This window comes from Microbacterium sp. STF-2 (genome assembly GCF_034650155.1).
Taxonomy (GTDB): domain Bacteria; phylum Actinomycetota; class Actinomycetes; order Actinomycetales; family Microbacteriaceae; genus Microbacterium; species Microbacterium maritypicum_A.
Genome location: NZ_JARKMW010000001.1, coordinates 2,656,417 through 2,682,338 on the forward strand (window position 1 = coordinate 2,656,417; position 25,922 = coordinate 2,682,338).

Annotated in this window: 24 protein-coding genes; 18 read left to right on the forward strand and 6 right to left on the reverse strand. The window is 66.0% G+C overall.

Annotated elements, in window-relative coordinates:
* The first annotated feature begins 2 nt into the window (after positions 1-2).
* Positions 3-1,109, forward strand: a complete 1,107-nt coding sequence (locus tag MicroSTF_RS12860) for a lactonase family protein (RefSeq protein WP_322956096.1) — start codon at positions 3-5, stop codon at positions 1,107-1,109.
* A gap of 12 nt (positions 1,110-1,121) precedes the next feature.
* Here MicroSTF_RS12860 and MicroSTF_RS12865 read toward each other — a convergent pair whose 3' ends face one another.
* Together MicroSTF_RS12865 and MicroSTF_RS12870 are read right to left on the reverse strand one after the other, a co-directional pair.
* Positions 1,122-2,366: a beta-ketoacyl-[acyl-carrier-protein] synthase family protein gene (locus tag MicroSTF_RS12865; RefSeq protein ID WP_322956098.1), complete on the reverse strand. Its 1,245-nt coding sequence runs from the start codon at positions 2,364-2,366 to the stop codon at positions 1,122-1,124.
* On the reverse strand, positions 2,363-3,934 hold the full coding sequence (locus MicroSTF_RS12870; protein ID WP_322956100.1) for a class I adenylate-forming enzyme family protein: 1,572 nt from the start codon (positions 3,932-3,934) through the stop codon (positions 2,363-2,365). The genes MicroSTF_RS12865 and MicroSTF_RS12870 overlap by 4 nt, the downstream gene beginning before the upstream one ends.
* Before the next feature lie 30 nt (positions 3,935-3,964).
* On the opposite strand from MicroSTF_RS12870, the gene MicroSTF_RS12875 reads away from it, so the two are divergent.
* The 14 genes from MicroSTF_RS12875 (at position 3,965) to MicroSTF_RS12935 (ending at position 18,446) form a co-directional block, all read left to right on the forward strand.
* Complete coding sequence (locus MicroSTF_RS12875) at positions 3,965-4,549, forward strand: biotin transporter BioY (protein WP_029268205.1); 585 nt, start codon at positions 3,965-3,967, stop codon at positions 4,547-4,549.
* An 18-nt stretch (positions 4,550-4,567) separates the two neighbouring features.
* Positions 4,568-6,454 (forward strand): hypothetical protein, encoded by a 1,887-nt coding sequence (locus MicroSTF_RS12880; RefSeq protein WP_322956102.1) that lies wholly within the window; start codon positions 4,568-4,570, stop codon positions 6,452-6,454.
* Positions 6,451-6,948: a hypothetical protein gene (locus tag MicroSTF_RS12885; RefSeq protein ID WP_136023616.1), complete on the forward strand. Its 498-nt coding sequence runs from the start codon at positions 6,451-6,453 to the stop codon at positions 6,946-6,948. The genes MicroSTF_RS12880 and MicroSTF_RS12885 overlap by 4 nt, the downstream gene beginning before the upstream one ends.
* A 216-nt stretch (positions 6,949-7,164) precedes the next feature.
* Complete coding sequence (locus MicroSTF_RS12890) at positions 7,165-7,902, forward strand: RHS repeat-associated core domain-containing protein (protein ID WP_315069037.1); 738 nt, start codon at positions 7,165-7,167, stop codon at positions 7,900-7,902.
* Between the two features lie 5 nt (positions 7,903-7,907).
* Positions 7,908-8,441, forward strand: coding sequence for a hypothetical protein (locus tag MicroSTF_RS12895; protein ID WP_322956105.1), 534 nt, complete (start codon positions 7,908-7,910; stop codon positions 8,439-8,441).
* Between the two features lie 1,759 nt (positions 8,442-10,200).
* Positions 10,201-10,719 (forward strand): RHS repeat-associated core domain-containing protein, encoded by a 519-nt coding sequence (locus MicroSTF_RS19220; RefSeq protein ID WP_416338488.1) that lies wholly within the window; start codon positions 10,201-10,203, stop codon positions 10,717-10,719.
* A 217-nt stretch (positions 10,720-10,936) separates the two neighbouring features.
* Complete coding sequence (locus MicroSTF_RS12900) at positions 10,937-11,542, forward strand: hypothetical protein (RefSeq protein WP_136023609.1); 606 nt, start codon at positions 10,937-10,939, stop codon at positions 11,540-11,542.
* 156 nt (positions 11,543-11,698) lie between these two features.
* A complete protein-coding gene (locus MicroSTF_RS12905) occupies positions 11,699-12,931 on the forward strand; it encodes an RHS repeat-associated core domain-containing protein (RefSeq protein WP_322956108.1) in 1,233 nt (410 codons plus the stop codon).
* Positions 12,932-13,178: 247 nt separating this feature from the next.
* Positions 13,179-14,615 carry an NAD(P)/FAD-dependent oxidoreductase gene (locus tag MicroSTF_RS12910; RefSeq protein ID WP_322956109.1) on the forward strand — a complete coding sequence of 479 codons (1,437 nt, stop codon included), beginning with the start codon at positions 13,179-13,181 and terminating at the stop codon, positions 14,613-14,615.
* Between the two features lie 178 nt (positions 14,616-14,793).
* A complete protein-coding gene (locus MicroSTF_RS12915) occupies positions 14,794-15,096 on the forward strand; it encodes a DUF427 domain-containing protein (RefSeq protein WP_021200122.1) in 303 nt (100 codons plus the stop codon).
* A gap of 79 nt (positions 15,097-15,175) precedes the next feature.
* On the forward strand, positions 15,176-16,048 hold the full coding sequence (locus MicroSTF_RS12920) for an ABC transporter ATP-binding protein (protein ID WP_021200123.1): 873 nt from the start codon (positions 15,176-15,178) through the stop codon (positions 16,046-16,048).
* Positions 16,045-16,728 (forward strand): ABC transporter permease, encoded by a 684-nt coding sequence (locus tag MicroSTF_RS12925; protein WP_021200124.1) that lies wholly within the window; start codon positions 16,045-16,047, stop codon positions 16,726-16,728. Before MicroSTF_RS12920 ends, MicroSTF_RS12925 begins: the two co-directional genes overlap by 4 nt.
* Positions 16,725-17,450 carry an ABC transporter permease gene (locus MicroSTF_RS12930; protein WP_322956113.1) on the forward strand — a complete coding sequence of 242 codons (726 nt, stop codon included), beginning with the start codon at positions 16,725-16,727 and terminating at the stop codon, positions 17,448-17,450. The genes MicroSTF_RS12925 and MicroSTF_RS12930 overlap by 4 nt, the downstream gene beginning before the upstream one ends.
* An 81-nt stretch (positions 17,451-17,531) precedes the next feature.
* Complete coding sequence (locus MicroSTF_RS12935) at positions 17,532-18,446, forward strand: ABC transporter substrate-binding protein (RefSeq protein ID WP_322956115.1); 915 nt, start codon at positions 17,532-17,534, stop codon at positions 18,444-18,446.
* A gap of 63 nt (positions 18,447-18,509) precedes the next feature.
* Here MicroSTF_RS12935 and MicroSTF_RS12940 read toward each other — a convergent pair whose 3' ends face one another.
* A complete protein-coding gene (locus MicroSTF_RS12940; RefSeq protein ID WP_322956117.1) occupies positions 18,510-19,727 on the reverse strand; it encodes an AI-2E family transporter in 1,218 nt (405 codons plus the stop codon).
* A gap of 62 nt (positions 19,728-19,789) precedes the next feature.
* Here MicroSTF_RS12940 and MicroSTF_RS12945 point away from each other — a divergent pair, with 62 nt between their 5' ends.
* Together MicroSTF_RS12945 and MicroSTF_RS12950 are read left to right on the forward strand one after the other, a co-directional pair.
* On the forward strand, positions 19,790-20,089 hold the full coding sequence (locus MicroSTF_RS12945; protein WP_021200128.1) for a chorismate mutase: 300 nt from the start codon (positions 19,790-19,792) through the stop codon (positions 20,087-20,089).
* Positions 20,090-20,253: 164 nt separating this feature from the next.
* On the forward strand, positions 20,254-21,420 hold the full coding sequence (locus tag MicroSTF_RS12950) for an ROK family protein (protein ID WP_029258817.1): 1,167 nt from the start codon (positions 20,254-20,256) through the stop codon (positions 21,418-21,420).
* Between the two features lie 81 nt (positions 21,421-21,501).
* On the opposite strand, the gene MicroSTF_RS12955 is transcribed toward MicroSTF_RS12950, so the two are convergent.
* From MicroSTF_RS12955 to MicroSTF_RS12965, 3 genes are read right to left on the reverse strand one after another with little or no spacing between them, the layout of a single operon-like run.
* Positions 21,502-22,428 (reverse strand): carbohydrate ABC transporter permease, encoded by a 927-nt coding sequence (locus MicroSTF_RS12955; RefSeq protein WP_315072541.1) that lies wholly within the window; start codon positions 22,426-22,428, stop codon positions 21,502-21,504.
* A 2-nt stretch (positions 22,429-22,430) separates the two neighbouring features.
* Positions 22,431-23,402, reverse strand: a complete 972-nt coding sequence (locus MicroSTF_RS12960; RefSeq protein WP_029258818.1) for a carbohydrate ABC transporter permease — start codon at positions 23,400-23,402, stop codon at positions 22,431-22,433.
* Between the two features lie 31 nt (positions 23,403-23,433).
* Complete coding sequence (locus MicroSTF_RS12965) at positions 23,434-24,678, reverse strand: extracellular solute-binding protein (protein ID WP_021200132.1); 1,245 nt, start codon at positions 24,676-24,678, stop codon at positions 23,434-23,436.
* 325 nt (positions 24,679-25,003) lie between these two features.
* On the opposite strand from MicroSTF_RS12965, the gene MicroSTF_RS12970 reads away from it, so the two are divergent.
* On the forward strand, positions 25,004-25,900 hold the full coding sequence (locus MicroSTF_RS12970) for an SIS domain-containing protein (RefSeq protein ID WP_021200133.1): 897 nt from the start codon (positions 25,004-25,006) through the stop codon (positions 25,898-25,900).
* Positions 25,901-25,922: the final 22 nt, after the last annotated feature.

Below are 25,922 nucleotides of genomic sequence, written 5' to 3' on the forward strand. Positions count from 1 at the left end.
CCGTGACGCGCTTCTGGCTGGGCGGCTACGGTGCCGCGATGGACGGCTCGGCCGACGGCATCGGCCTGCTCGCGGGGGATGAGGGCCGCGAGGCCTCGACTCTCGCCTACCGCGGTGCCGTGGTCGAGACGCCGTCGCCGTCGTGGCTGGCGCAGCATCCGACCCTCGATGTCGTCTACGCGGCACTCGAGGGCGACTCCGCGGTGCAGGCGTTCTCCCGCGCGGGGGAAGCCGCCCTTGCGCCGCTGGGTGCGCCCGCGTCGGTCGGCCAGTACGTCTGCCACGTCGCGGTGGCTCCGAACGGTTCGGCCCTGATCGCCAGCTGCTACGGCGACGGTCGCGTGGTGCGGTTCGACCTGGATGCGGAAGGCCGTATCGTGCCTCCGAAGCCGGATGCCGCGGCGGCGCTCCGCGCAGCACTGTTCGGTGACGCCGACCCGGATGCTCCCGCTGCGACTCCGCCCGGCGACGGCGTCGCCGCGATCGACCCGTACGGGGTGGGCGGCGACCGCGTCTCCCACGCGCACGCTGCCGTCTTCCTGCCCGACGGACGCGTCGCCACGACCGACCTCGGCTTCGACCTCGTGCGGTTCTGGCGGCAGAGCGGCGGTGGGCTCGTGCTCGACCACGAGGTCGTGCTCCCGCTCGGCACCGGACCGCGGCACATGGTCCTGCACCCTAGCGGGCACCTGCACGTGGTCACCGAGTACTCCTGCGAGGTCTTCACCCTCGCGCGCGCGGCAGACGGCATCTGGAGTGTCGTGTCGGTGACCCTGACGAGCCCGATCGCCGAGGTGGGGACGGACTTCCCGGCAGAACTCGCACGTACGCGCGACGGACAGTTCCTCTACACGGCTCTGCGCGGCAGCAACACCATCGCCGCGCTGCGGGTGCGGGGTGGGGGCGAGTCTCTGGAATCCGTGGCGCTCGCCGATTCTGGTGTCGACTGGCCGCGGCACCATCTCGTGCACGAGGGCAAGATGCTCGTCGCCGGTCAGCGCTCCGACACGATCACGCTGATCGACCTCGACGAGCGCACGGGCGCGCCCCTCGGTATCCGTCACGAGGCGCAGGTTCCGACCCCGACGCACTTCCTTCCCGTGCGCTGACCTCGCCGCGATTCAGTCGTTCGCGGTGAACATCAGCGCCGCGTTGTGGCCGCCGAAGCCGAACGAGGTCGACAGCACGGTGCGGACCGGATGCGGTCTTTCCCTGTCGCGTACGAAGTCCCAGTCGTCGGCACACGGATGCGACAGATTCATCGTCGGGGGCAACACCTGATCGCGGAGCGTCATCGCGACGATGACGGCCTCGGCGACGCCGGCCGCGCCGAGCAGGTGTCCGGTCGTCGACTTGGTCGCGGTGAGGGGAACGGACGATGCTCTCCGGCCGAGCGCCTGCGTGAGCGCGACCAGCTCGGCCTCATCGCCCAGGACGGTGCCCGTGCCGTGCGTGTTCACGTGGTCGACCTCTGCAGCGTCCGTGTCGGCGTCGGTGAGGCAGGCGGCGATCGCTCTCGTCGCCCCCGCGGCGGCAGGGTCGGGCGCGGTGGCGTGATGTGCGTCGCTGGTCGCGCCGAATCCGGCGATCGTCGCAAGCGTTCGAGCGCCGCGCTCCCGTGCGGCATCGGCGGATTCCACCAGTACGGCGGCCGCGCCCTGCGCCATGACGAAGCCCGTGCGGGCGCGGTCGAAGGGGCGTGAGGCCGACGAGGGGTCGTCGCCGAAGCCCGTCGCGACCGAGCGGAGGTTCGCGTGGGCAGCGAGATGCAGCGGGCCGAGGCAATCCTCCATCCCGACGACCAGCACCCTGTCGGCATACCCGTGACGGATTCGGCGCAGACCTTCCCCGATCGCGACCGCTCCACTCGCGCAGGCCGCGGCGACCGCGTGGGTCTGACCGAGGAATCCGTATCGTCTGCTGAGCACGCCGGCGATCGCATCCGCCGTTCCGTACACCGTGAGCCCCGGCGGCACCCGACGCGCCCCGTGGTCCCGCAGCGCGCCCGCGGCTCGCACGGTCGCATCTACCGGCCCGGAACCGGTCGCGACGATCACCTGCCCGGCATCCGCCTGCCACGGCTGCCCGGGGACGCCCGCGTCGGCGAGTGCTTCATCGGCGGCGGTGATCGCCCACTGCTGCATCGGTGTGAGGTGCCGGGCGAGCGATGCCGCCAGATCGACAGGGGTGGTGAAACCGCGCACCATTCCGCCGACCTGCACAGGGCCTGAGCCGGAGATCTCCGGAGGGAGGCGGGTGATGCCGCTTCGTCCCGCGCGCACAGACGCCCACGACGCCGATACCGTCAGTCCGCTCGGTGTGACCGCGCCGACACCGGTGATGACCACGGATCGCCTGCCGTTCATGCTCGCTCCTTTCCGAGCGCGACGAGATCCGCGACGGCGGCGCGACGGATCTTCCCGCCGGAGGTGCGCGGAAGCTCCGACAGTGCGTACCAGCGGCGCGGAACGGATGCCGAGGCGAGATGCTGTTTCGCCCACCTGCGCAGCTCCGCGGCGGGTGGGGCGACGCCCTCGACGACCAGCGCGATCCGCGTGCCGAGACGCTCGTCGCTCTCGGTGATCGCGCAACAGGCGCTGAGGCCGGGCATCCCGTCGAAGGCGCGCTCCACGTCGTCGAGTGCGAGGGTGTGCCCGCCCGTGGTGACGACGTCGCCTCTTCTGCCGACGAACGTGAAGTCGCGCCCGCGCAGTCGCCCTTGATCGTGCACGCTCGCCCAGCCGTCAGCGTCCGTCAACACCGTCGGTGTCGTCCCTGGGAGGTAGTCGGTCGAGCAGGAGGGCGAGCGCACCCAGAGACTGCCGAGCTCGCCGGGAGCCAGGTCGTCGCCGTCATCGCCACGGACGCGGGCCTCGACCTGCGGGTAGAGCCGGATGGCTTCGTCGCCGGCGCGATCGTCGCCGATGAAGCCGAGTTCGCCGGTGCCGAAGTAGCCGATGCTCCGGGCATGGGGGAGCGCCTCGGCGACGTCGGCTCGCGTCGATGCGGAGAGCGCCGCCCCTCCCGTGACGATGAGCTCGATGCCGTCGTACCGTCCCGGATGGCGGAGGGCTGCGTCGACGAGTGTCGTCACCGCCGCGGGGATCGTGACGAGGCGCGTGATGCGCTCGTCGTGCACGCGGGAGGAGAGCCACAGCTCGTCCAGGCCGTCGGCGACGTGCAGCTGACCGCCCGTGGCGAGTACCTCGAACAGTGTGTACAGGGTCAGGCTGTACGACATCGGCCCGGGTGCGAAGGTCGTGACGCGGTCACCCGCCCCCAGGTATTCACGCGACACCTCGATGTTCGCCGCGTACTGCGCTCGCGTCTTGAGGAACGCCTTCGGCGCGCCCGTCGTACCGGATGACGTCAGCAGCAGGAACGGGGTGTCGATCGGAGGGCCGTCGGTCGGAGCGTCGTCGGTCGGTGCCCCGGGCGCGGATGATCCGTCGTCCAGCAGGTCGGCGAGGTCGAAGACCAGACCGGGCCACCCGCTCGCGCGCAGAGCGTGCCGGAGGTGAGGAACATCCGTGATGATGGCAGCCATCCCGGATGTGACGATCGACTGCATCTGCAGAGCGACGGGCCACTGCGCGTCGACGACGGTGAGGATGCGGTCGCCCGCCTCCACCGCGACGACGGCGCGCGCCGTGTCGAATGCGGCGGACAGGCAGATACCGACGATCGGCGGGTGGGTCGAGTGGCCGTCCGCTCCGGACGTCGAGGGGATGCTCGCGAGCATGCCACGGAGGGCAGCGGAGATTCGGCGCGACTCGGTGTGGAGCTCGCCGTACGTCAGGTGGGCATCGCGGCCGACGATCGCCGGGCGGTCGGGGTCGTCGGCGGCGATGCGGCGCAGCGTCGGGGTGAGAGACGTGAGGACTCCTGGGCGGGTTTGCGTGCGGAGGGCGGGCGTCCCTATTTTAATGAACACCGTTCAGGTGAACGGCGTTCAGGAGGATTCATGACCAAGCCCCGCGCCACCGACACAAGCGCCTCGCTCGGCCGCATCGCGGTCTTCGCCGCACTGATCGTCGTGCTCGGCACGGTGATCGTGCCCCTTCCGAGCGGCGTGCCGATCACGGCGCAGACCCTGGGGGTCATGCTCGCCGGACTCGTGCTGGGGCCGCGTCTCGCGCCACTCGCCGTGGTCCTGGTGCTCGCGCTCGCCGCGGTCGGACTTCCGGTTCTCGCGGGTGGTCGTGGAGGCCTCGGCGTGTTCGTCGGACCGAGTGCCGGGTACCTCGTCGGCTGGATCGCCGGGGTCGTCGTGATCGGCCTGCTCATGCGCACGGGTCGCTTCACCTGGTGGCGCTCCGCGATCGCCGCTTTCGTGGGAGGGGTGCTCGTCGTCTACGCATTCGGCATCCCTGTGCAGGCGCTCGTGACCGGCGTGCCGCTCGGACCCACCGCGCTGTCGAGTCTCGCCTTCCTGCCGGGAGACCTGATCAAGGTGGTCGCGGCGACGCTGGTCGTGGTCGCACTCCGACGGGCCTACCCGCGTGCGTTCGCCGACGGCCGGCGGGTGCGGACGGTTTCTGCGGTCTAGGAATCCGCGCAAGCTCGAGTGACGAACGGTGGATACACCACCGTCACGGGCGGAGTGTCGGTCGCGGGTTCGCCGAATGACTCGACGATCACGACGGTCACCGACCTGCTCGGTCGGACCGTGAGCTACACGGATGTGTGGGGCACGGTCACCACGCCCACATACGACCCGGCTTCCGGGCGTGTGACGCAGATCTCCACGACTCCTGCCGGTGGTGCGGCGTCGGTGACCGCGTACACGTACGATGCCGACGGCAAGGTGAAGACGGTCACGGTCGATGGGCAGCAGCTCGCGTCGGTGACGTATGACGCCCTGCAGCGGTTGCAGCAGATCGCGTATCCGGACGGTTCGGCGCTGAGCAGTGTGGGTCGTGATGCGGCGGAGCGGGTGGTCGGTCAGGAGTGGCTGGTCGGCGGTCAGGTCGTATCGGATGCTGTGGTGCGTTCGCAGTCGGGTCGTGTGGTCAAGCAGCAGTCGTCGATGGGGTCGACGTCGTATTCGTCGACGTATGGGTATGACACGGCGGGCCGTTTGGTGTCGGCTGTGATTCCGGGGCATGAGTTCACGTATGGGTTCGGGTCGTCGGGTGGGTGTGGTCCGAATGCGGCGGCGGGGATGTCGGGGAACCGGACGGGTCTGACGGATGTGTGGACGGCGCCGGGCCAGGCTGCGGTGTCGACGTCGACGTCGTATTGCTATGACTGGGCGGATCGGTTGTTGTCGTCGTCGGTGACGGGTGCGGTCCCGGGTGCGACGGCGGTGGCGGATGGTCTGGCGGCGTCGGAGATTGTCTATGACGTGCGGGGGAACACGGTTCGTCTGGGCGATATACAGTTCTCGTACGATGCCGCGAACCGGCACATCGGGACGACGTATGACGATGGCACGACGGTGCGGATCGTGCGGGACGCGACCGGACGGATCGTGTCGCGGTCGATGGATCCGGCGGGTGCCGATGCGGCGGTGACGACGAGCTACCTGTATGCGACGCGTGGTGACACGGCGTGGGGGCAGAAGTCCGGTGCGGAGTTGACTCGGAGCGTCAGCCTGCCGGGTGGGGTGTCGTGGACGAACGAGGCCGGGGTGGTGACGTGGTCGTTCCCCGGTTTGGGCGGACACGGCTTGGTGACTCGCACCGGCGCCACGACGAGCGGGTTGTTGTTGTGGGATCCGTTTGGTCAGCCGGTGGATCCGGTCTCGTTCGCGGTTGGGACGGTGTCGTCGGATGACTCCGGGCAGGTGGCGGGGAACACGCTATGGCATCAGGGGGCGTTGAAGCCTGCCGAGTCGGCCGGGTCGACTCTGGTGGTCGAGATGGGGGTGAGGTTGTATGTCCCCGCCCTCGGACGGTTCCTGCAGGTCGACCCGATCGAAGGCGGTGTGGACAACGACTACGTCTGGCCCACCGACCCGATCGGAAGCGCCGACTTGGACGGTGAGTTCGATTGGCTCTTCGCGCTGGACGTGGTGTCGACAGCGATAATGTTCGTACCTGGAGTTGGGACGGCTGCTGGTGCGGCGATCAAGGTCGGGCTGCTGGCTGCGCGACTGGTTCTTGGTGCGGTGCGAGTCAGTAGTCAGGCCGCGAAGCTGACCAGAGTGGCATCGCTGGTTGCTCGTGCAGAGACGCGCGTCTTGCGTGAATACGGCTATCAGTCAGTGATCAGAGCTCGACCTACAGGTAGCGCCTTGAAACAGGACAGCTGGCATGGGTATGGCAGTTCTGCGTTGATTCGGAAGTCGATCAGAACTAGCGCTACCGTAACCAGAGGCCGGGGTGGCGACGGCGTGAGGACTACCTTCGTGCGTATGCCCATGTCCACTAATGGCCGCCCGGGAACACAAGAGTGGTTCGTACGTGGCGGGAACCTGACACACCAGCTTTGGAGGGGGTCAAGACGGTGAACTACCTTGAGATTTTTGGACCTCATCTGATGACAATGGGGGTGGTCGCAGAACTCCATCATTTCGGCGAACTTGGCATCAGTGACGTAGTCGAAGTCGAATTAGCAAGGATCAAGGCGGGAGCCGCAAGCGCCGAGGAAGAGGAGATCGGACTCCTGCTTTCAGACGACTATGAGCGGGGGCATGTGATCCTGGAGAGCGAGTTTGAGCAGAGTTTTCCCTCTGAGATCGAACGCGAGACGCTTCTTATCGCGGATCTAATCCGAATTCGCAATAACTGGACCGAGCTGGACGACCCGCCTTCTGAAGTGGAGGCCGCGCTAGAGGCTCATGCGCTGGATGAGAGATACGGAAGCCTGCGGCTCCTGGCGCCAATGCGAAGATCAGATAAGACTCCCCAAAAGTACCTGGAGCGGGTCGACGGCGCTATCTCTACCGGACTGACGCGCCTACGTGGCATCTCGAATCAGCGCGAGGCTGGCGCCACGGAGTGACTGTATGCGGCGGGTGGTGATGCGGCGTGGGGACAGAAGTCTGGTGCGGAGTTGACCCGGAGTCTGGGGTTACCGGGTGGGGTGTCGTGGACGAACCAGGCCGGGGTGGTGACGTGGTCGTTCCCCGGTTTGGGTGGACACGGGCTCGTGACTCGCACCGGGGCCACGACGAGTGCGTTGTTGTTGTGGGATCCGTTCGGTCAGCCCGTGGACCCGGTGACGTTCGCGATCGGCACCACTGCGTCGGATGACATCGGGCAGGTGGCGGGGAACACGCTGTGGCATCAGGGGGCGTTGAAGCCTGCGGAGTCGGCCGGGTCGGCGCTGGTGGTGGAGGTGGGGGTGCGGTTGTATGTCCCCGCCCTCGGGCGGTTCCTGCAGGTCGACCCGATCGAGGGTGGTGGGGCGAACGACTACTCCTGGCCCACCGACCCCATCAACGGACACGACCTCAGCGGGAAGAAGTGGTCTATAGCTCCGCGCGAAGATGGTGGCAGAAAGTCGATAACGAAAGTCATCAAACGGCAACTGAGCTACTTTAAGAGAATAGAGCTAAGTGCTGAACGATCACGGAAGGCGCTCTGGAGCAATCAGCAGGGTCGCGAATGGGATACGCTCGTTAGCGATATCGCGAAAAACTCGAAATCTGGTTGGGCGGCTACGGGCTGCTTCGCAATTTGTGCCGAGATTGGTAACGACCACTGGGGTGTCGGTGTTGGACCGAAAGGTTCGTTTACTGGTTCTGTATCATCGGGCGTATCATTCAACGGGCCCACAACCAGAACCACGTCGATTACCGGAAATTGCAGTGCTGCCTTTGGGGCAGGAGGATACGTGGAGGGCTCGGCTTATGGGACAGATCCCGACGGATTGAATACTGGCTTTTCTGGAGGATTCGGAGCCGTGGGTGGGCTCGGAGCAGGCTGCGCCATCATGTTCAACTTCTATTGGTAAGGATAGTGATGGACTCCAGTTGTGTTCCGTCCGGAGCTTCGTATCTCGTCGCCTTTGGATTTGGAGTTATTGCAGTCGTGCTCAGCTCCTGGCTGGTATTGCTGATGCGTGCTGTATACCGGCACGACAAAGGCTTCCGCCGCGGTCTCATGAACGCCGCGCCCCTTTGGATGGTAGGTTTTACCGGCTTCATCGTGTTGTTCGCCAGCGGAAGCTCATTGATTGGATGGGCAGATTCCTGTCTTCCCGCTGACAGCTGGAGCGGATTGGGTGCGGCGTTCATTTGGCTTGGTGTTGCGGTGGCTGCGGCCGCGGTGGGCCGGCTGATTTACAACCGTGTCCGGGTGGGAACGACAAGCGAGCCGGTCGATAACGGGGGTGAGACCGGTTCTCTGCCTTCGTCATCTGATGAGGCGCCCGCAGAGAAGCGTCCGCGAAACCTGCCCGTCGAGCGCCGGAGAGTGATCGTCGAGTACGCCGTTACGTACGGAGCCGCGGTCATCGTCATGGTCATCGGAGCCGGTCTGGCGTGGGTTTGAGGAGGTCCAGAATCGAGCCTGGTCGGAGCAGTGCGGTTCGCGCGCGATGCGATCGGGCGCATGGCATCGCGGACGATCGATCCGGCGGGTGATGCCCCGGCTGTAACTACCAACTACTTGTTTGCGGCGGGTGGTGATGCGGCGGGGGCCAGAGGTCTGGTGCGGAGTTGACTCGGAGCGTCAGCCTGCCGGGTGGGGTGTCGTGGACGGACCAGGCGGGGGTGGTGACGTGGTCGTTCCCCGGGTTGGGTGGGCACGGCTTGGTGACGCGCACCGGGGCGGCGACGAGTGCGCTGTTGTTGTGGGATCCATTTGGCCAGCCGGTCGATCCTGTGTCGTTCGCGATCGGGACGACAGCGTCGGATGACACCGGGCAGGTGGCGGGGAACACGTTGTGGCATCAGGGGGCGTTGAAGCCGGCGGAGTCGGCGGGTTCGGCGCTGGTGGTGGAGATGGGGGTGCGGTTGTATGTCCCCTCCCTCGGACGCTTCCTGCAAGTCGACCCCATTGAGGGTGGCGTTGACAACGACTACGTCTGGCCAACCGACCCTATTAACAAGGAAGATCTCACTGGGAAAGCGGAGTGGTGGCGGGTCGCGCTGAACGTTGGAATCGTTGTCGGCGGCATAGCCGCTGGTCTCGCCTGCGCCGCGTCAATCGTCTGTGGCATAGTTGCGGGTGCAGCAACTGCAGCACTGTCGTATACCGCACTCAATGCGGGTACACGAACCTTCAGCTGGAGTGGTCTAGCAGCGAGTACCGCATTGGGTGGTCTTGGCGGTGGTCTTGCAGGAGGTGCAATGAAGCTAACGTCGTGGCGCTACCAGAACATTGCCGGTACCGGAACTGGCGTGCGTTTCTCGGGAGGAGGCGGTCGCGGTACTGACTTCCTGTTCAGAGGGCAAAGAGCTTTCGGGATCCACAGTCACCGTATGCCCACATCTGTATCAAGGAACCCCATCGTTCGGCGGCTACCGCACTACCACTTTCGGAACCCCGGGGGCGGCGCGGGCAGCGGTATTGGGCGACATCGGCCGTTCCAAGGCTGGTGGTGAGTGGTATGGATGTTCGTTGGCCGGTCATCATCTTTGATGATTGGTTGTCACCTGCGGTCGTTCCGGATGTTGACAAGGCTTACGACTATGTTGAGCCGTCTCTCTACCCGAATCGACGTATCTCCTTCGATCGATCTTTTGCGATCGTTTCCTTCGAAGCATCGGCTGGCGAACAGGGCTTCCTGCCCCGATTGCGGGACGGGGTGCCGGAACCTGCGAGGTTCCGGCAAGTTGCAAGAGTTTCGTATCGTTTGCATGGTCCGCGAGCGGTATGGAGGCGGGGTCGACTTTGGCGCTCTGACCAGACCGACACTCGCGGCCTAGATGCTGATCAGCTATGGGCGGCGCTGGCGGAGTTGTTCACTGTGGAGTAGACGACCGAGACGACTCGGGGCGGCGTTGGCGCGCACACTAAGGTCAGTGACCCGCTCGGACGGACGCATTGCGTCGCGGCCGACAGATCCGGCGGGTGTGGATCCGGCGGTGACGACGAACTATCTGTATGCGGCGGGTGGTGATGCGGCGTGGGGTCAGAAGTCGGGTGCGGAGTTGACCCGGAGTCTCGGGTTGCGGGTGGGGTGTCGTGGACGAACCAGGCCGGGGTGGTGACGTGGTCGTTCCCCGGTTTGGGTGGACACGGTCTCGTGACCCGCACCGGGGTGACGACGAGTGCACTGTTGTTGTGGGATCCGTTCGGTCAGCCCGTGGACCCGGTCTCGTTCGCGATCGGCACGGTCGCGTCGGATGACACCGGTCAGGTCGCGGGGAACACACTGTGGCATCAGGGGGCGTTGAAGCCCGCGGAGTCGGCAGGGTCGGCGCTGGTGATCGAGATGGGGGTGCGGTTGTATGTCCCCGCCCTCGGACGATTCCTGCAGGTCGACCCCATCGAAGGTGGTGGAGCGAACGACTACTCCTGGCCCACCGACCCCATCAACGGACACGACCTCAGCGGTGAAAGGTGGATGCCCTGTGGCGTAGAAGGTGGATGCGGAGGGATTCCTAATCTCGCGACGCTGCGGGCGCGGTTGGGGCTAACCACCCCAACCAGCACAAGCTACTTCGGTACGCGATCCTCGACGAACACTAGGGGACAACACTCAGAACGAATCAACAAAACGGCAACGCATTTCGCGACAAGATCAATAGGCAGAATCTTGGTTCTAAGATCGAGCAGACCTTTACAGTGCCGGGGCTGGGGATGCGAAGAATCGATGTGCTAACTTCGGGACGCATCGGGATCGAGACGAAGGTCGGCTACACCTCGCTGACAAGCTCCGTTAGGCTTCAGGTCCGGAAAGACGCGGCGTTGGTTGCGTCCGGCGATCTCACAAGCGTCCGCTGGTACTTCACAGCGAGTCCCACGACAGGACTTGCGGGCCCTAGCGGTCCTCTAAAGAGCTTCCTTACTCAGAACGGAATCCGGTGGCAGGTCATACCATGAACAGTTGGGCGGAGTATCCGTTGAACGAGTCAATGCCGTGGTGGTCGCTCGCTGAGCTGCCGCGTTCTGTCGCTCGCGCCGAGTTCGAGCAGTCGATGCGGCAAAAGCCCGATCGCATTGCGATACTTCACACGCTCTTGGCAAATTCTGGTATCGAATTCGACGGCAGTGATAAGTCGGTGCAGTCGCTGAATGACTGGTTTATCGAAACGATGGTGCCTGTCGCTGACAGTAATCACCTCGATCGACGCTCACAGTCCGTGTGCGAAGATGTTGCGTTGCTGCTGGGTGACTTGATGATCGATCGCCATCCAGAGCTGCGATGGGACTTCTTCGTCTGGGGAAAGAAGAACGTCTCGTACCAGTCGCATGTGATCATGGGGTTCTCACTTGAGGATCCTAAGTGGCACTCAAATCTTGGTCTTTCGCGGATCGTCTATGGGTACGGGATTCAAGTACTCGACTCTCGTCGAGGCTTACCTGTCGACGTGCGCTTGCCAGAGGATCATCCTTTGTTCGGAGTTCAAATTCCCGTCGATCCGCTCAATTATTCTGAGTTTCTCACTCTGCTGGATAAGGTAGCTCGACGGTGTCTATCTTGAGAAGCACCAACTGATTATCCTCATCACGCTGACTGCGCTCATCACGCAACTAGCCATACGAACGAGAGACCACTCAGGTCGCTGGCGCTGGGTACAGATGTGTCACGAGTGGCGCGGCATTTGAAGGCTTGACGAACGATTCGACGGTCGCGTCGGATGACACGTGTGGAGTTGCAGCAGGTCGCGTATCCGGATGGGTCGGCGCTGAGCAGTGTGGGTCGGGATGCGGCTGAGCGCGTGATCGGCCAGGAGTGGCTGGTCGGCGGGCAGGTCGTGTCGGATGCTGTGGTGCGTTCGCAGTCGGGTCGTGTGGTCAAGCAGCAGTCGTCGATGGGGTCGACGTCGTATTCGTCGACGTACGGGTATGACACCGCGGGACGACTGGTGTCGGCTGTGATTCCGGGGCATGAGTTGTCGTATGGGTTCGGGTCGTCGGGTGGGTGTGGTCCGAATGCGGCGGCGGGGATGTCGGGGAATCGGACGGGTTTGACGGATGTGTGGACGGCGCCGGGGCAGGTTGCGGTGTCGACGTCGACGTCGTATTGCTATGACTGGGCGGATCGGTTGTTGTCGTCGTCGGTGACGGGTGCGGTCCCGGGTGCGACGACGGTGGCGGATGGTCTGGCGGCGTCGGAGATTGTGTATGACGTGCGGGGGAACACTGTTCGTCTGGGCGATATGCAGTTCTCGTATGACGCCGCGAACCGGCATGTGGGGACGACGTATGACGATGGCACGGTGGTGCGGATTGTCCGTGATGCGTCGGGCAGGATCGTGTCGCGGTCGATGGATCCGGCGGGTGCGGATCCGGCGGTGACGACGAGCTACCTGTATGCGGCGGGTGGTGATGCGGTGTGGGGTCAGAAGTCCGGTGCGGAGTTGACCCGGAGTGTCGGGTTGCCGGGCGGGGTGTCGTGGACGAACCAGGCCGGGGTGGTGACGTGGTCGTTCCCCGGTTTGGGTGGACACGGCCTCGTAACCCGCACCGGGGCCACGACGAGTGCACTGTTGTTGTGGGACCCGTTTGGTCAGCCCGTGGACCCGGTCTCGTTCGCGATCGGCACGGTCGCGTCGGATGACACCGGTCAGGTGGCGGGGAACACACTCTGGCATCAGGGTGCGTTGAAGCCGGCGGAGTCGGCCGGGTCGGCGCTGGTGGTCGAGATGGGGGTGCGGTTGTACGTCCCCGCCCTCGGGAGGTTCCTGCAAGTCGACCCCATCGAAGGCGGCGGTGCGAACGACTACTCCTGGCCCACCGACCCCATCAACGGACACGACCTCAGCGGGAAGAGTGGTGGAACCCTTGGGTTGGCGGTTCACGGGTTTGACGGATGTGTGGACGGCGCCGGGGCAGGCTGCGGTGTCGACGTCGACGTCGTATTGCTTTGACTGAGCGAATCGCTCAAGCATCCGCAGGCCGCCAGAAGCCGTTCATGATGGGCGTCGTCGGCGCATTCGGCGTACTCATTGGGCTGCTCATGCTGACCGGCGCGACGATAGGAATGGTTCAGCACTTCACCTAGATCCGCGTCTACACCTCCCCCGCGCCACGCCGCCGGGAACAACTCACCCGTGACTCGACGTTGCTCATGAGCGAGACTGGGCCACGTAACCGGCTCACGGAGAGGTGCGACGCATGAACGCTGCGGAGAAGACCGACGAGTACGACCTGATCGTGTTGGGCGGTGGTCCGGTGGGCGAGAATGTCGCCGATCGCGCCGTGCAGGGCGGACTCACCGCGATCATCGTGGAGAGCGAGCTCGTCGGAGGCGAGTGTTCCTACTGGGCGTGCATGCCGTCGAAGGCGCTGCTGCGTTCGGCGCAGGCGCTCCGTGCTGCGCAGCACGTGGGAGGCTCCTCCCAGGCGGTGACCGGAAAGCTCGATGTGCGCGCGGTGTTCGACCGTCGCGACTCGTTCACCAGCAATTGGTCGGATGACGGTCAGGTCAAGTGGCTCGACTCGGCCGGCATCGACCTGGCCCGCGGCCACGGCCGCATCACGGGTGAGCGCGAGGTGACCGTGACGGATGCCGACGGCGCGGAGCGCGTGCTCAAAGCTCGGCACGCCGTCGCGATCAGCACCGGATCGGACGCCGTCATCCCGCCCATCGACGGACTGCGCGAATCCACCCCGTGGACCAGCCGCGAGGCCACCAGCGCAGAAGAGCTTCCCGAGAGCCTGGCCGTCATCGGTGGAGGCGTCGTGGCCGTCGAGATGGCGACCGCCTACGCCGCACTCGGCTCGACCGTCACCGTGATCGCCCGCAGCGGCCTGCTCGGCGGGATGGAGCCCTTCGCGGGCGAGCGTGTCGCCGCAGGCCTCAAGGAACTGGGCGTCGATGTGCGCACCGGCACGGGAACGACATCCGTGCATCGCGGCGCGAACGGCGTGGCCATCACCCTCGACGGCGGTGAGGAGATCACCGCGACCGAGGTGCTCGCCGCGACGGGTCGCTCACCCCGCAGCGGTGACATCGGCCTCGACGTGGTGGGACTGGAACCCGGCCGCTGGATCGAGACGGATGACACGCTCCGCGTCCCCGGATCGGACTGGCTGTACGCGGTCGGCGACGTCAACGGGCGCGTGCTCCTCACCCACCAGGGCAAGTACCAGGCGCGCGCCGCCGGCGATGTGATCGTCGCCCGCGCCCAGGGCGAAGATGTCGACGACGCCCCGTGGGGCCGTCACGTCGCCACCGCCGACCAGGCCGCCGTCCCGCAGGTCACGTTCTCGATCCCCGAGGTCGGCTCCGTGGGGCTCACCGAGGCCCAGGCGGTCAAGGCCGGTATCGCGGTGAAGGCCGTCGACTACGACCTGGGCTGGGTCGCCGGCGCGAGCCTCTACGAAGACGGCTTCGAAGGCCAGGCGCGGCTCGTGGTCGACACCGACCGCGACGTCGTGATCGGTGCGACGTTCGTCGGTCCCGAGGTGGCCGAACTCGTTCATGCGGCCACCGTGGCGATCGTCGGCGAAGTCCCGATCGCCCGCCTCTGGCACGCGGTGCCGTCGTACCCCACGATCAGCGAGATCTGGCTGCGACTGCTCGAGGGGTACGGCCGCGACTCCGCCTGATCGACACTGGGGCGTGACCCGCATCGGGGTCTGATCCCGCCGTCCGTGGCAATCCGTTCTTCCGATCGCGTCGAACAGGATCCGGATTGTTTCTCATATTGACGGCCGCGGCGCAACCCTCACCCCCGATGTCCGCACCGTCTTATACGCTCATACCCACATCCGAGGAGGCAGGACCATGAAGGCTGTACTCGCAGGAACCGTCATCGCCGAAGCCGACGAGAGTGATCTCGCCCGCATCGAGGGGAACTGGTACTTCCCACCGGCGTCCATCACGCCCGGAGTGCTCGTCGAGAGCCCCACGCCCTACACCTGTCCGTGGAAGGGGGCCGCTCAGTACTACTCGGTGCAGACCGAGGGCGAGCTCCACACCGACTACGCCTGGTCGTATCCGAATCCCTACCCCTCCGCCTTCGATCGGGTGGGCAAGGACTTCTCCGGGTTCGTCGCCTTCGATCCGCGCGTCGAGGTCGGCCCGTAGCCATCAGAAGAGCCCCGTAGACATCTGAAGAGCAATACTCGTCCGCTCGCACATCGATCGACCGACTGGAGACCAGCCCATGATCGAGTTCCGCAACGTCACCAAGCGCTTCCCCGGCGGCGCCCTCGCCGTCAATGACTTCAGCCTCGTGCTGCCCTCGCGCAAGACCACGGTGTTCGTCGGCTCGTCCGGCTGCGGTAAGACCACTCTGCTCCGCATGATCAACCGCATGGTCGAGCCGACTTCCGGCGAGGTCGAGATCGACGGCGAGAGCGTGCTCCAGGGTGACCCGGTGGCCCTGCGTCGACGCATCGGCTACGTGATGCAGAACTCCGGCCTCATGCCGCACTTCACGGTCATCGACAACGTGGCCACGGTGCTGCGCCTGACCGGCGTGAAGAAGGCTGCCGCCCATAAGCGCGCACGGGAACTGCTCGACACGGTCGGCCTCGACCAGGCACTCGCCGAGCGGTACCCGAGCCAGTTGTCCGGCGGTCAGCAGCAGCGCGTCGGTGTGGCCCGCGGCCTTGCCGCCGACCCGAACATCCTGCTCATGGACGAGCCCTTCGGTGCGGTCGACCCCATCGTGCGGGCCGACCTGCAGCAGGAGACCCTGCGGCTGCAGCGCGAGCTCGACAAGACGGTCGTGTTCGTCACGCACGACATCGACGAGGCGTTCCTGCTCGGCGACCAGGTCGTCATCCTCGACAAGGGCGCGCGCATCGTTCAGGTGGGCAGCCCCAGCGAGATCATCGAGAACCCGGCAGACGACTTCGTCTCGGCGTTCATCGGCGCCGAACGCGGACGCCGTGCTCTGCACCTCAAGCAGACGCCGCACGGCACCGTGGTGGTCGACGGCGAGGGTCGCACCCAGGGGGCGATCATCGATGTTCCTGATGCCGTGACCGACGCGCTTCTGAGCGAGGAGAGCGCGACGAAGGGCGCTCCGTGAACTGGATCGGCGACAATCTCGGCCTCATCCTCGAGCTGACCGGGATCCACCTGCAGCAGAGCGCGATCGCCATCGTGCTCGGCTTCGTGCTGTCGCTGCCGCTGGGGTGGGTCGCATGGCGTTATCAGCTGGTGAAGGGGCCGGTCATCGTTCTCACCGGACTCCTCTACACGATCCCCTCGCTCGCGCTGCTGATCCTGCTCCCGTCCGTCGCCGGATATCCCGCCCGCAGCCCCGTGAACCTCATCATCGGCCTCACGATCTACGCGGTCGCGATCCTGGTGCGCGCGGTATCCGACGGCCTCGACTCGGTCGACCCCGCCATCCGGCAATCCGCCACCGCGATGGGCTACGGCGGCTTCCGCCGGTTCTGGACCGTCGACTTCCCGCTCGCCGGACCCGTCGTGCTCGCCGGTCTCCGCGTGGCAGCCGTCAGCACCATCTCCCTCGCCACGGTCGGCATCCTGGTCGGGGTGAACAACCTCGGCTACCTGTTCACCAACGGCCTGCAGCGTCGCATCCTCGCCGAGGTGTTCGCCGGCGTCATCGCGGTGGTCGTGATCGCGCTCGTGATCGACCTGCTGCTCCTTCTCCTGGGTCGCGCACTGATGCCGTGGACGCGCGCGGCGAAGACACCGTCGGCCGCACGACAGGCCGCCACCCTGAGGACCGCCGCATGAACGTGTTCACCGACGCCTTCGCCTGGCTCTTCTCCCCTGACCGCTGGGAGGGGCCGTACTCGCTGCCCATCCTGTTAGGCCAGCACATGTACTACACGCTGATCTCGGTGCTCATCGCCGGCATCATCGCGATTCCCCTGGGGTGGCTCATCGGTCACACCGGCAAGGGCCGTGAGATCGCGGTCGCGGTCTCCGGCGCGGCACGTGCCATCCCGTCTTTCGGTCTCATGGTGCTGCTCGTGCTGATCCTGGGCGTGCTCCGCGTTCCCGAGGCCGCGATCATCACGTTCGTGCTCCTCGCGATCCCCTCGCTCCTCGCCGGCGCCTACACCGGCCTCGAAGCCATCGACCGTCGCGTGCTCGACTCCGCGCGTTCGATGGGCATGACCGAGTGGCAGGTGTTCTGGAAGGTCGAGGTCCCGCTCGGTCTCCCGCTGCTCGTCGGCGGCATCCGCGCGGCTCTCCTGCAGGTGATCGCCACGGTCACGATCGCCGCCTACGTGAATCTCGGCGGACTCGGTTGGCCGATCATCCAGGGCATCCCGCTGCGCAAGTTCGACCAGGTGCTCGGAGGGGCGATCCTCGTCGCGGTGCTCGCCCTGGTCGTCGACCTGATCTTCGCCCTGCTCCAGCACGCCGCCGTCCCCGCGGGGGTTCGCGCACCGACCACCACACGTCGCTCGCGCGCGGCCGCTGCCTCGCCGGCACCGGCCACCGCCTGACGCCCATCATCCGACTCATCCCACAGCCCTCACACCGTCCCACAGCACCATCCCCGTTGTCCCAGAGAAGAGGAAGTCCTCATGTTCACAGCACGTAAGTCACGACTCGCCCTTGCCGGTGGTGCCGCGCTCGCCGCGGTGCTCGTCCTCGGCGGTTGCGCGAACAGCAACCCGCTCGACGCCCCGAGCGAAGGCTCGAGCTCCGGCGGCGACACGATCGTCATCGGCTCGCAGGCGTATTACTCGAACGAGATCATCGCCGAGATCTACGCGCAGGCTCTCGAGGGTGCCGACATCAAGGTCGACCGCCAGTTCAACATCGGACAGCGCGACGCCTACATGCCCGATATCGAGTCCGGCGCGATCGACCTGTTCCCGGAGTACACCGGCAACCTGCTCGAGTACCTCGACAAGGACGCGACCGCCACCAGCCCGGAAGACGTCTACGCCGCTCTGAAGGAAGCTCTGCCCAAGGGGCTGACCGCTCTGGACTACGCCGAGGCCTCTGACCAGGACACCTACACCGTGCTGAAGAGCTTCGCCGAGGAAAACGGTCTCACCACGATCGGCGACCTCTCGAAGGTCACGACCCCGGTGACGATCGGTGCCGCTCCGGAGTTCGAGCAGCGTCCGTACGGTCCGGCTGCGGCCAAGGAGGTCTACGGCGTCGATCTCGGCTTCTCGGCCACCGGCCCGACCACGCTCGAGTCCCTGCTCGCCGGTGAGATCCAGGTCGCCGACATCTACTCGGCAGACCCGGCCTTCCAGACCGAAGACATCGTCGCGCTCGAAGACCCGGAGAACATCATCCTGGCCTCGAACGTCGTGCCGATCGCATCGAGCGACGTCGCCGACGAGATCTCCGACGTGATCAACGCGGTCAGCAAGAAGCTCACCGCCGAGGAGCTGGTGGGGCTGAACGTGCAGAGCACGGTCGACCAGAAGTCGGCAGAGGACATCGCCAAGAAGTGGCTGGCAGACAACGACCTCAGCTGAGTCGTCACCACGCAGAAGCGCCCGGGCCCCTGAGGGTCCGGGCGCTTCTGCGTTGCGGGCGGGTCAGATCCGGGCGTCCTGCTTCGGGACGAGAACCTGTTTGATGATGATGAGGATCGACGCGGTCACCGGCACGGCGACCAGCGCCCCGAGCAGACCGAGCAGCGTGCCGCCGGCGAGAGCACCGATCACGACGAGAGAACCCGGCACCGAGACCGCCTTGTTCATGACGCGAGGGGTGATCACGTAGGCCTCGATCTGCATGTAGACGAGGTAGATCGCCGCGAAGATCAGGGCGGCGATCGGGTTGGTGAACAGCGCCAGGCAGGTGCCGAGGATCCAGAACAGCACCGAGCCGACCAACGGGATCAACGTGATGCAGAAGGCGATGGCCGCCATCAGCGGGGGGAACGGCAACCCGAGGAAGAGGTAGAGCAAGAACGCGAGCGTCGCGTTGCAGAACGCGAGCACGACCATGCCCATCACGTAGCCGCCGACCGAGTCGGTGATCTGGTCGGTGATGTCGCCGGCACGAGCGCGGTCGCGGGCGGGGGCGAGACGCAGCAGACCCTGCTTCATCGAGGGCAGCGACGCGAGGAAGTACAACGTCAGCACGAGCACGACGATGGCTCCGGAGATGCTGGTGGCGATCGAAGCGCCCACGGCCAGGGCGCCGCCGCCGATCGTCGCGAGGTTGCCGAAGTCGGTGAGGAAGGACTGCACCTGGGTGACCAGTTCTTGGAACTGGTCACCGAACTGGGCTTCGAGGGTCGCGTAGATGTCGCTGTGTGTGAAGTCCTTGATCATGCCGGGCACGGACTGCACGAAGCTCACGATCTGATCGATCACGACGGGAACGATCATCCAGAGCACGAGGGCGAACACCACGATGAGTGCGAGGATCGTGATGACCACCGAGATCACACGCGAGAGTCCACGGCGTTCCAGGAACCGTACGGCGGGGTCGAGTCCGAGCGCACCGAACAGGGCGAGGGCGATGTAGATGAGCACGGTCGACAGGTTCGACAGCGCGAGGCCGATCACGATCGCCCCGAGTCCACCCAGCGTCACGAGGAAGCCGAACACGAACGGGCGGTCGATGCGCGTCCAGAACGAACGGCTCGGCGTCGTCGGCTCGATCACGACCGGGATCGGAGCGTCTGCGACGGCCGGCACGGATGCGGGTGCGGCCTTGCGACGGCCGGTCGCCGGCGCGGCGGGAGTCGCGGCGGATGCGTCGTCGTCGTGGGGCGCGGATTCCGGCGGCTCTTCGTTGCTCATGTGCTCACGATAGCGGTGCCATGGATCGAAACCAGGATGTCACGCGGCTCTAGAGTAGGGGCATGACCGCCGCCGAGGACCCGAAGGCCGAACTGCTCCGGCTTCGCGCCACCATCGACAACATCGACGCCGCACTGATCTTCATGCTGGCCGAGCGATTTCGCGCGACTCAGCAGGTCGGGCATCTGAAAGCGGAGCATGAGATGCCGGCATCGGACCCGAATCGGGAGGAACAGCAGGTCGCCCGGCTGCGTGCTCTCGCCGAGGAAGCGCACCTCGACCCGGAGTTCGCGGAGAAGTGGTTCAACTTCGTGGTGGCAGAGGTCATCCGTCACCACACCGAAGCGGCCGAGAGCCGCTGAGGAGGAGGAGCCGGACGGGCGACGGTGTGTGCAGCACTCGCCCGTCCGGAGCTTTGTGAGATTCATTGACCAACTAAGTTCAATGAATAAACTTAGGGAGAGACTACGGATCGCGCCACGATCTGTCAACAGCTCGCGACGGGCGAGCGTCGGAACGGGAACACATGCTCAGCACGGATGACGGCCTCGACACCCAGGCGTCTGTTCGGCGTGCGAACCTGCGCCGGGCTCTGCAGCTGGTCTTCCGGAATCCGGGCACGCAGACGCGCGCGGGCATCGCGAGGTCGACCGGGCTGACCGCCGCTACCGCGTCATCGCTGGTCGCCGAACTCATCGAGAACCGGCTGATCGTCGAAGGGGAGCAGGCGGCGAGCACCGGTGGCAAACGGGCGACCACTCTGAGCGTCGATGCGGACCATCACCTGATCCTGGTGCTGGTGATCCAGCCCCTGCACGCCGACATCGCTCTCGTGGCGCTCGACGGCACCGAGGTCGACCTCCGTCGCGTGAGCTACACCGCCGAGAACCGCGACCGCACCCTCGACGAGGCGGTGTCGGCCGTGGCGGAAGAGTTCGGCGGACGGCTCCTCGCCGCCGGCGTGCAGCTGCCGGGCACGACCGATGGGCGGTCGGTGCTCGAGAGCGTGCAGCTCAAGTGGCAGAACGTCCCCCTCGCCGACCGGTTCGAGCGTGTGCTGGGAGCGCCCGTGCTGCTGATCAACGACGTCGACGCCGAAGCCATCGCCGAGGCGGGTATGGAGGAGTCGCCGTCCGGCTACCGCCTCTTCATCCATCTCGGCGGCGGTGTCGGCGCGGCCGTCACCCTCGACGGCGAGCTGGCTCCCGGCCCCCGAGACCGCGCGGGTGAGATCGGACATGTGCAGGTCGTGTTCGGCGACGCCGCGCGCGCCTGCCGATGCGGGCAGCGCGGCTGCCTGGAATCGGCCGCCGCTCTCGGGGCGATGCTCGGCGACGAGTTCTCCGACGCCATGGATGCCCCGGAGATCCGCGCGCTCGCGGCTCAGGCCGACGAGGAGCAACTCGATGAGGGGGCTCGCGCGCTGGCCAGAGCCGTCAAGCTCATCGGCGCGCTGCTCGACCCGATCGAGGTCGTCATCGGCGGCCCGGCAACCGAGCTCGGACCGCGCTTCCTCGATCGCGTGCGCCGTGAGACCGAGTACCCCGCCCGCGGCACGGCGCAGGTTCCGGTGCGCTACGCCGATCCTCGTGTGTCGCTCGCCGCCGGAGCCGCCCAGGCCGCACTGACGTCGGCGCTCGGCGTGCGCTGGAATCCCGAGCAGCTGCGCGCGGCATCGACGTCGCGCTCCTGACCGGCAGACGCACATCCGCCCGACGGGTGCTCCCATCGGGCGGAAGCCGTCAAGCGGATGTCGACGCGCGGATGCGGAGGGCTACTTGACGCTGCCCGCCGTCAAGCCACCGACGAGACGCTTCTCGATGAGCATGAACAGGATGACCACCGGCAGGATCGCCACGATCGAGACGCCGAACACGTACTGCCAGCTCGTCTCGTACTGACCGACGAACTTGGTCAGAGCGACCGACAACGGCTGGTTCTTGTCGGTCGACAGGATCACGAGCGACGCGGCGAACTCGTTCCAGCAGGCGACGAAGGTGAAGACGATCGCGGTGACGATGCCCGGCCACACGAGCGGCAGGTTGATCTTGAACAGCACGGTGAAGCGCCCGGCGCCGTCGATCTGGGCGGCCTCGTCGACCTCTTTGGGGATGCCGGCGAAGAACGAGTGCATGATCCACACCGCGAACGACAGGTTGAAGGCCGCGTTGATGAAGATCATCGCGATCCAGGTGTCGCCGAGTCCGAGCACGGTGAACTGGCGGAACAGACCCGAGGTGAGCACGGCCGGCTGCAGCATCTGCGTGACGATGACCAGGAACAGGAACACCATGCGGCCGGGGAACTTGAAGCGCGCCGTGTAGTACGCCGCCGGAAGCGAGACCAGCAGGACCAGCAGCGTCGCGAACACGGCGATGACGATGGTCGAGATCAGGTTGTACGGCAGGGGCGTCTCGGGGGTGGACCACATCGAGATGTAGTTCTCCCAGTGCCACTCGATCGGGAGGTAGGTCGGATCGACCGACCGGATCTGCGACTTGGTCTTCACCGAGCCGAAGAACATGATCAGGTAGGGCAGCACGAAGATGGCGAGCACCAGGAGACCGGCGACGGTGCGCAGGATCACCCGGGGCAGCGTGACCTGGTCTTCGGTGTAGCGGCGCTTGCGGCCGGGTGTCGGCGGCATGCGACGACCGCGGCCTCCGGCGGTGGTCACGAGCTCGGTCTCGGTCATGGTCATGATCAGACCTCCTTCATGGGCTTGACGATCTTCACGTACGCCGCGACGATCACGATGACGATGAGGAACGCGACCACCGACAGGGCGCTCGCGACATCGACCTTCTTCTGCAGCTCGATGTACTTGAAGATCAGGGTCATGATCGTGTCGGCGCCGTAGCCGGGGATCGACCCGGTCATCACCTTCAGGATCGGCAGCGAGTTGAAGACGTTGATGATGTTGATGAGGATGGCCACGGCCAGAGCGCTGCGCAGCTGCGGCAGCACGATCGACCAGTAGGTGCGGGCAGGGCCGGCGCCGTCCATCTTCGCCGCCTCGATCGCGTCGGCCGGGACCGACTGGAGTCCGGCGAGGATCGTGTAGGTCGTGAAGGGGAGCGACACGAAGATCGCGATCACGATCGACCAGGTGAAGGCCGTCGCGGGGTTCTTCGTCCAGCCGTAGCCCACCGCGTCATCGGAGAGCCCGATGTCGTAGAGGAACTTGTTGAAGATGCCGAAGTACGGCTCGAGGCTGTAGTAGAACACCATGGTCGTCATCACGACGGATGCGGCCCACGGCACGATCACGGCCATGCGTACGAGCTGGCGCCCGGGGAAGGCCTTGTTCAGGATCTGCGCCAGACCGAGCGAGATCACGACCGTGAGGGTCACGACCGCGACCACCCACACGATCGTGCGGAAGAAGATCGGCCAGAACTCGGTGAACGTGAAGACCGTGACGAAGTTGTCGAAGCCCACGGACCCCTTGTCGAGGCCCGACAGGGAGATGTCACGCGTCGAGTTGAAGAACATCACCCCGGCGGGGAACAGCACGACGCCGATGATGAGCAGCAGCGCCGGTGCGATCCACGGCAGCGCTTGGAGAAGATCCTTTCCGCCCGGCCTGCCACGCGTGGCATCCGGGGTCTTCGGAGTGCGGGGGCGGCTCGTCGCCGCCCCCGCGAGGTTCGAGGACTCTGTCTTCTGGCTCATTCGGGTACCCGAACCTCTCCGATCAGCGGGCTCAGCCCGCGTCGACCTGTGCCTGGATCTCGGTCAGCACGTCCTGTGCCGGCTTCGACTGGATCTGACCGAACAGCGACTTGAACGCACCGTCGGCAGCGGACCACTTCGGGTTCGTCGACGGGTAGAACTGCGCGTCGGGCAGCACGTCGAGGAACGGCTTGAGGGCCTCTTCGCCGGAGAGCTGCTCGGCGCCGGACTTGGTGACCGGCAGGAAGCCCTCGGCCTGCACCCACGGCACGTAGACGTCGGCGGAGTAGTAGTAGTCGAAGAACTTGGTGATCGCCTCCTGCTTGTCACCATCGTTCTGGAACGCCATCAGCTGGTCCATGACGCCGAGGGTGAAGGGCGAGCCGTCCTTCGTCGGGATCGGAACGATGGAGTAGTCCAGGTCGGGGTTGTTCTCCTTGATCTGGCCGACCGTCGGCGGGAGGCCGACCTGCATGCCGATCTTGCCCTGGATGAAGATGTCCATCAGGGGGGAGCGCTGCGTGGAACCCGGGTCGGCCTGCGTCGCACCGGCGTCGATCATCTTCTTGATCTGCTCGGCACCGGGGAGGTTCTCCGGGGTGTCGATCGTGATCTCGGAGGCATCGCCGAACGATCCGCCGCCGCCCCACAGCCACACGGCCGCTTCTGCCTGCGCCTCTTCCGATCCGAGCGGCATGCCGTAGCCGGCGACACCGCCGCCGAGTGCGGACACCTTGGTGGCGGCATCCAGCAGCTCATCCCAGTTGGTCGGCGCCTCGACGCCGGCCTGGTCGAGCAGCGCGTTGTTGACGAACAGGGCGCGCGCCGAGGCGATCATCGGCAGCGCGTAGGCGGTCCCGTCGACCTCGGCGTTCTTGAGGAACGACTCCTGGAAGTCGGAGTAGGTGTCGTCGGAGACGACGTCCTTCGTCGGGTAGAGCAGCTCATCGCCGACGAAGCCCGCGAAGGGTCCGCCGTTGTAGATGTCCGGTGCCTCGCCGGCCTGGATCTTGGTGGAGACGACCTTCTCGAGGTTGTCCCACGACTGCACCTCGAGCTTGACCTTGATGTCGGGGTTGGCCTTCTCGAACCCGTCGATCACCGTCTCCCAGTTGGCCTTGGTGCCGTCGGAGTAGCTGGGGACGAGGAGGTCGAGGGTGGTCGAGCCGTCCCCGCCTCCGCTGTCGCCGGACGAACCGCCGAACCCGCACGAAGCGAGCGAGAGCGTGGCGACGGCCGCAATGGCGGCGGCGCCGAACCGCAGTGACTTCTTCATGTGTATTGCATTCCTCACTGTGATGTCCGAACCCTCGGCGGCAGGGCCGCTTCGGGAGGGGGTGTGGTGCACAGTCGCAAGCACATCACGCGACAGTGCGTGGGTGATCGTTTCGCCATGAGGCAGCCGCGATCGTTCAAGCCGGGGCTCGGGGCTCTCGACTTCGGCCGGGGTCGACGTCGAGGGTGGAACTCGTCTGATTATTTGTCAGGAGAACAAACAAATCAAGGTAAAGCTGCTGGTGTTGTGATTCGACGCCATACTATGATCGAATTAGGCTTCAAACGATCACAAGTCTGCAACTTATCGCCAGAAAGGCACCTCGATGTCCGAATCGCTGCCCGGCGCACACATGCGCGAAGAACTCAATTCCCAGCCGGAGATGTGGGCGCGGGCGGCCGATCTGAAGGCCGAGCAGGCTCTGCTCCCCGCATCGGGGGCCCGCATCGCCGTCGTCGGATGCGGCACGTCGTGGTTCATGGCGCAGTCGTACGCCGCGTTGCGCGAGTCCGCCGGTCAGGGTGAGACCGACGCCTACGCGGCGTCCGAGGCCTTCCTCGACCGCGGATACGACGCCGTCGTCGCCCTCACCCGTTCCGGGACCACGAGCGAGGTGCTCGAGCTCGTCGACCGCATCAAGGGGCGCATCCCGACCATCGGAGTGATCGGCGATCCGGATTCGCCGCTCGTCTCGCTCGCCGACGAGGCGGTGCTGCTCCCGTTCGCCGATGAGCAGTCGGTCGTGCAGACGCGATTCGCGACCACCGCGCTGGCGCTCTTCCGGGCGTCGCTCGGCGAAGACCTCTCCGGCGCCATCGCCGATGCCGAGGCCGTGCTCGCCGAGGACGGCGACGACGAGCTGCGCGACGCGGAGCAGTACACGTTCCTCGGACGCGGATGGACGATCGGCCTCGCCCACGAGGCCGCGCTGAAGCTGCGAGAGTCCTCGCAGTCGTGGACCGAGGCGTACCCCTCGATGGACTACCGGCACGGTCCGATCGCGATCGCGGCCCCTGGCCGCGTCACCTGGCAGTTCGGCGAGGCTCCCGAGGGACTCGCTGCGCAGGTCGAGGCCACCGGCGCCCGCTTCGAGCAGCGGTCGATCGACCCGCTCGCCGACCTCGTGCGCCTGCACCGCACCGCGCTCGACCGCGCCGTCGCTCGCGGCCTCGACCCCGACCAGCCCCGCAACCTCACGCGATCCGTCATCCTGGATGCATGACGCAACCCGCCGCCGGAGCTGA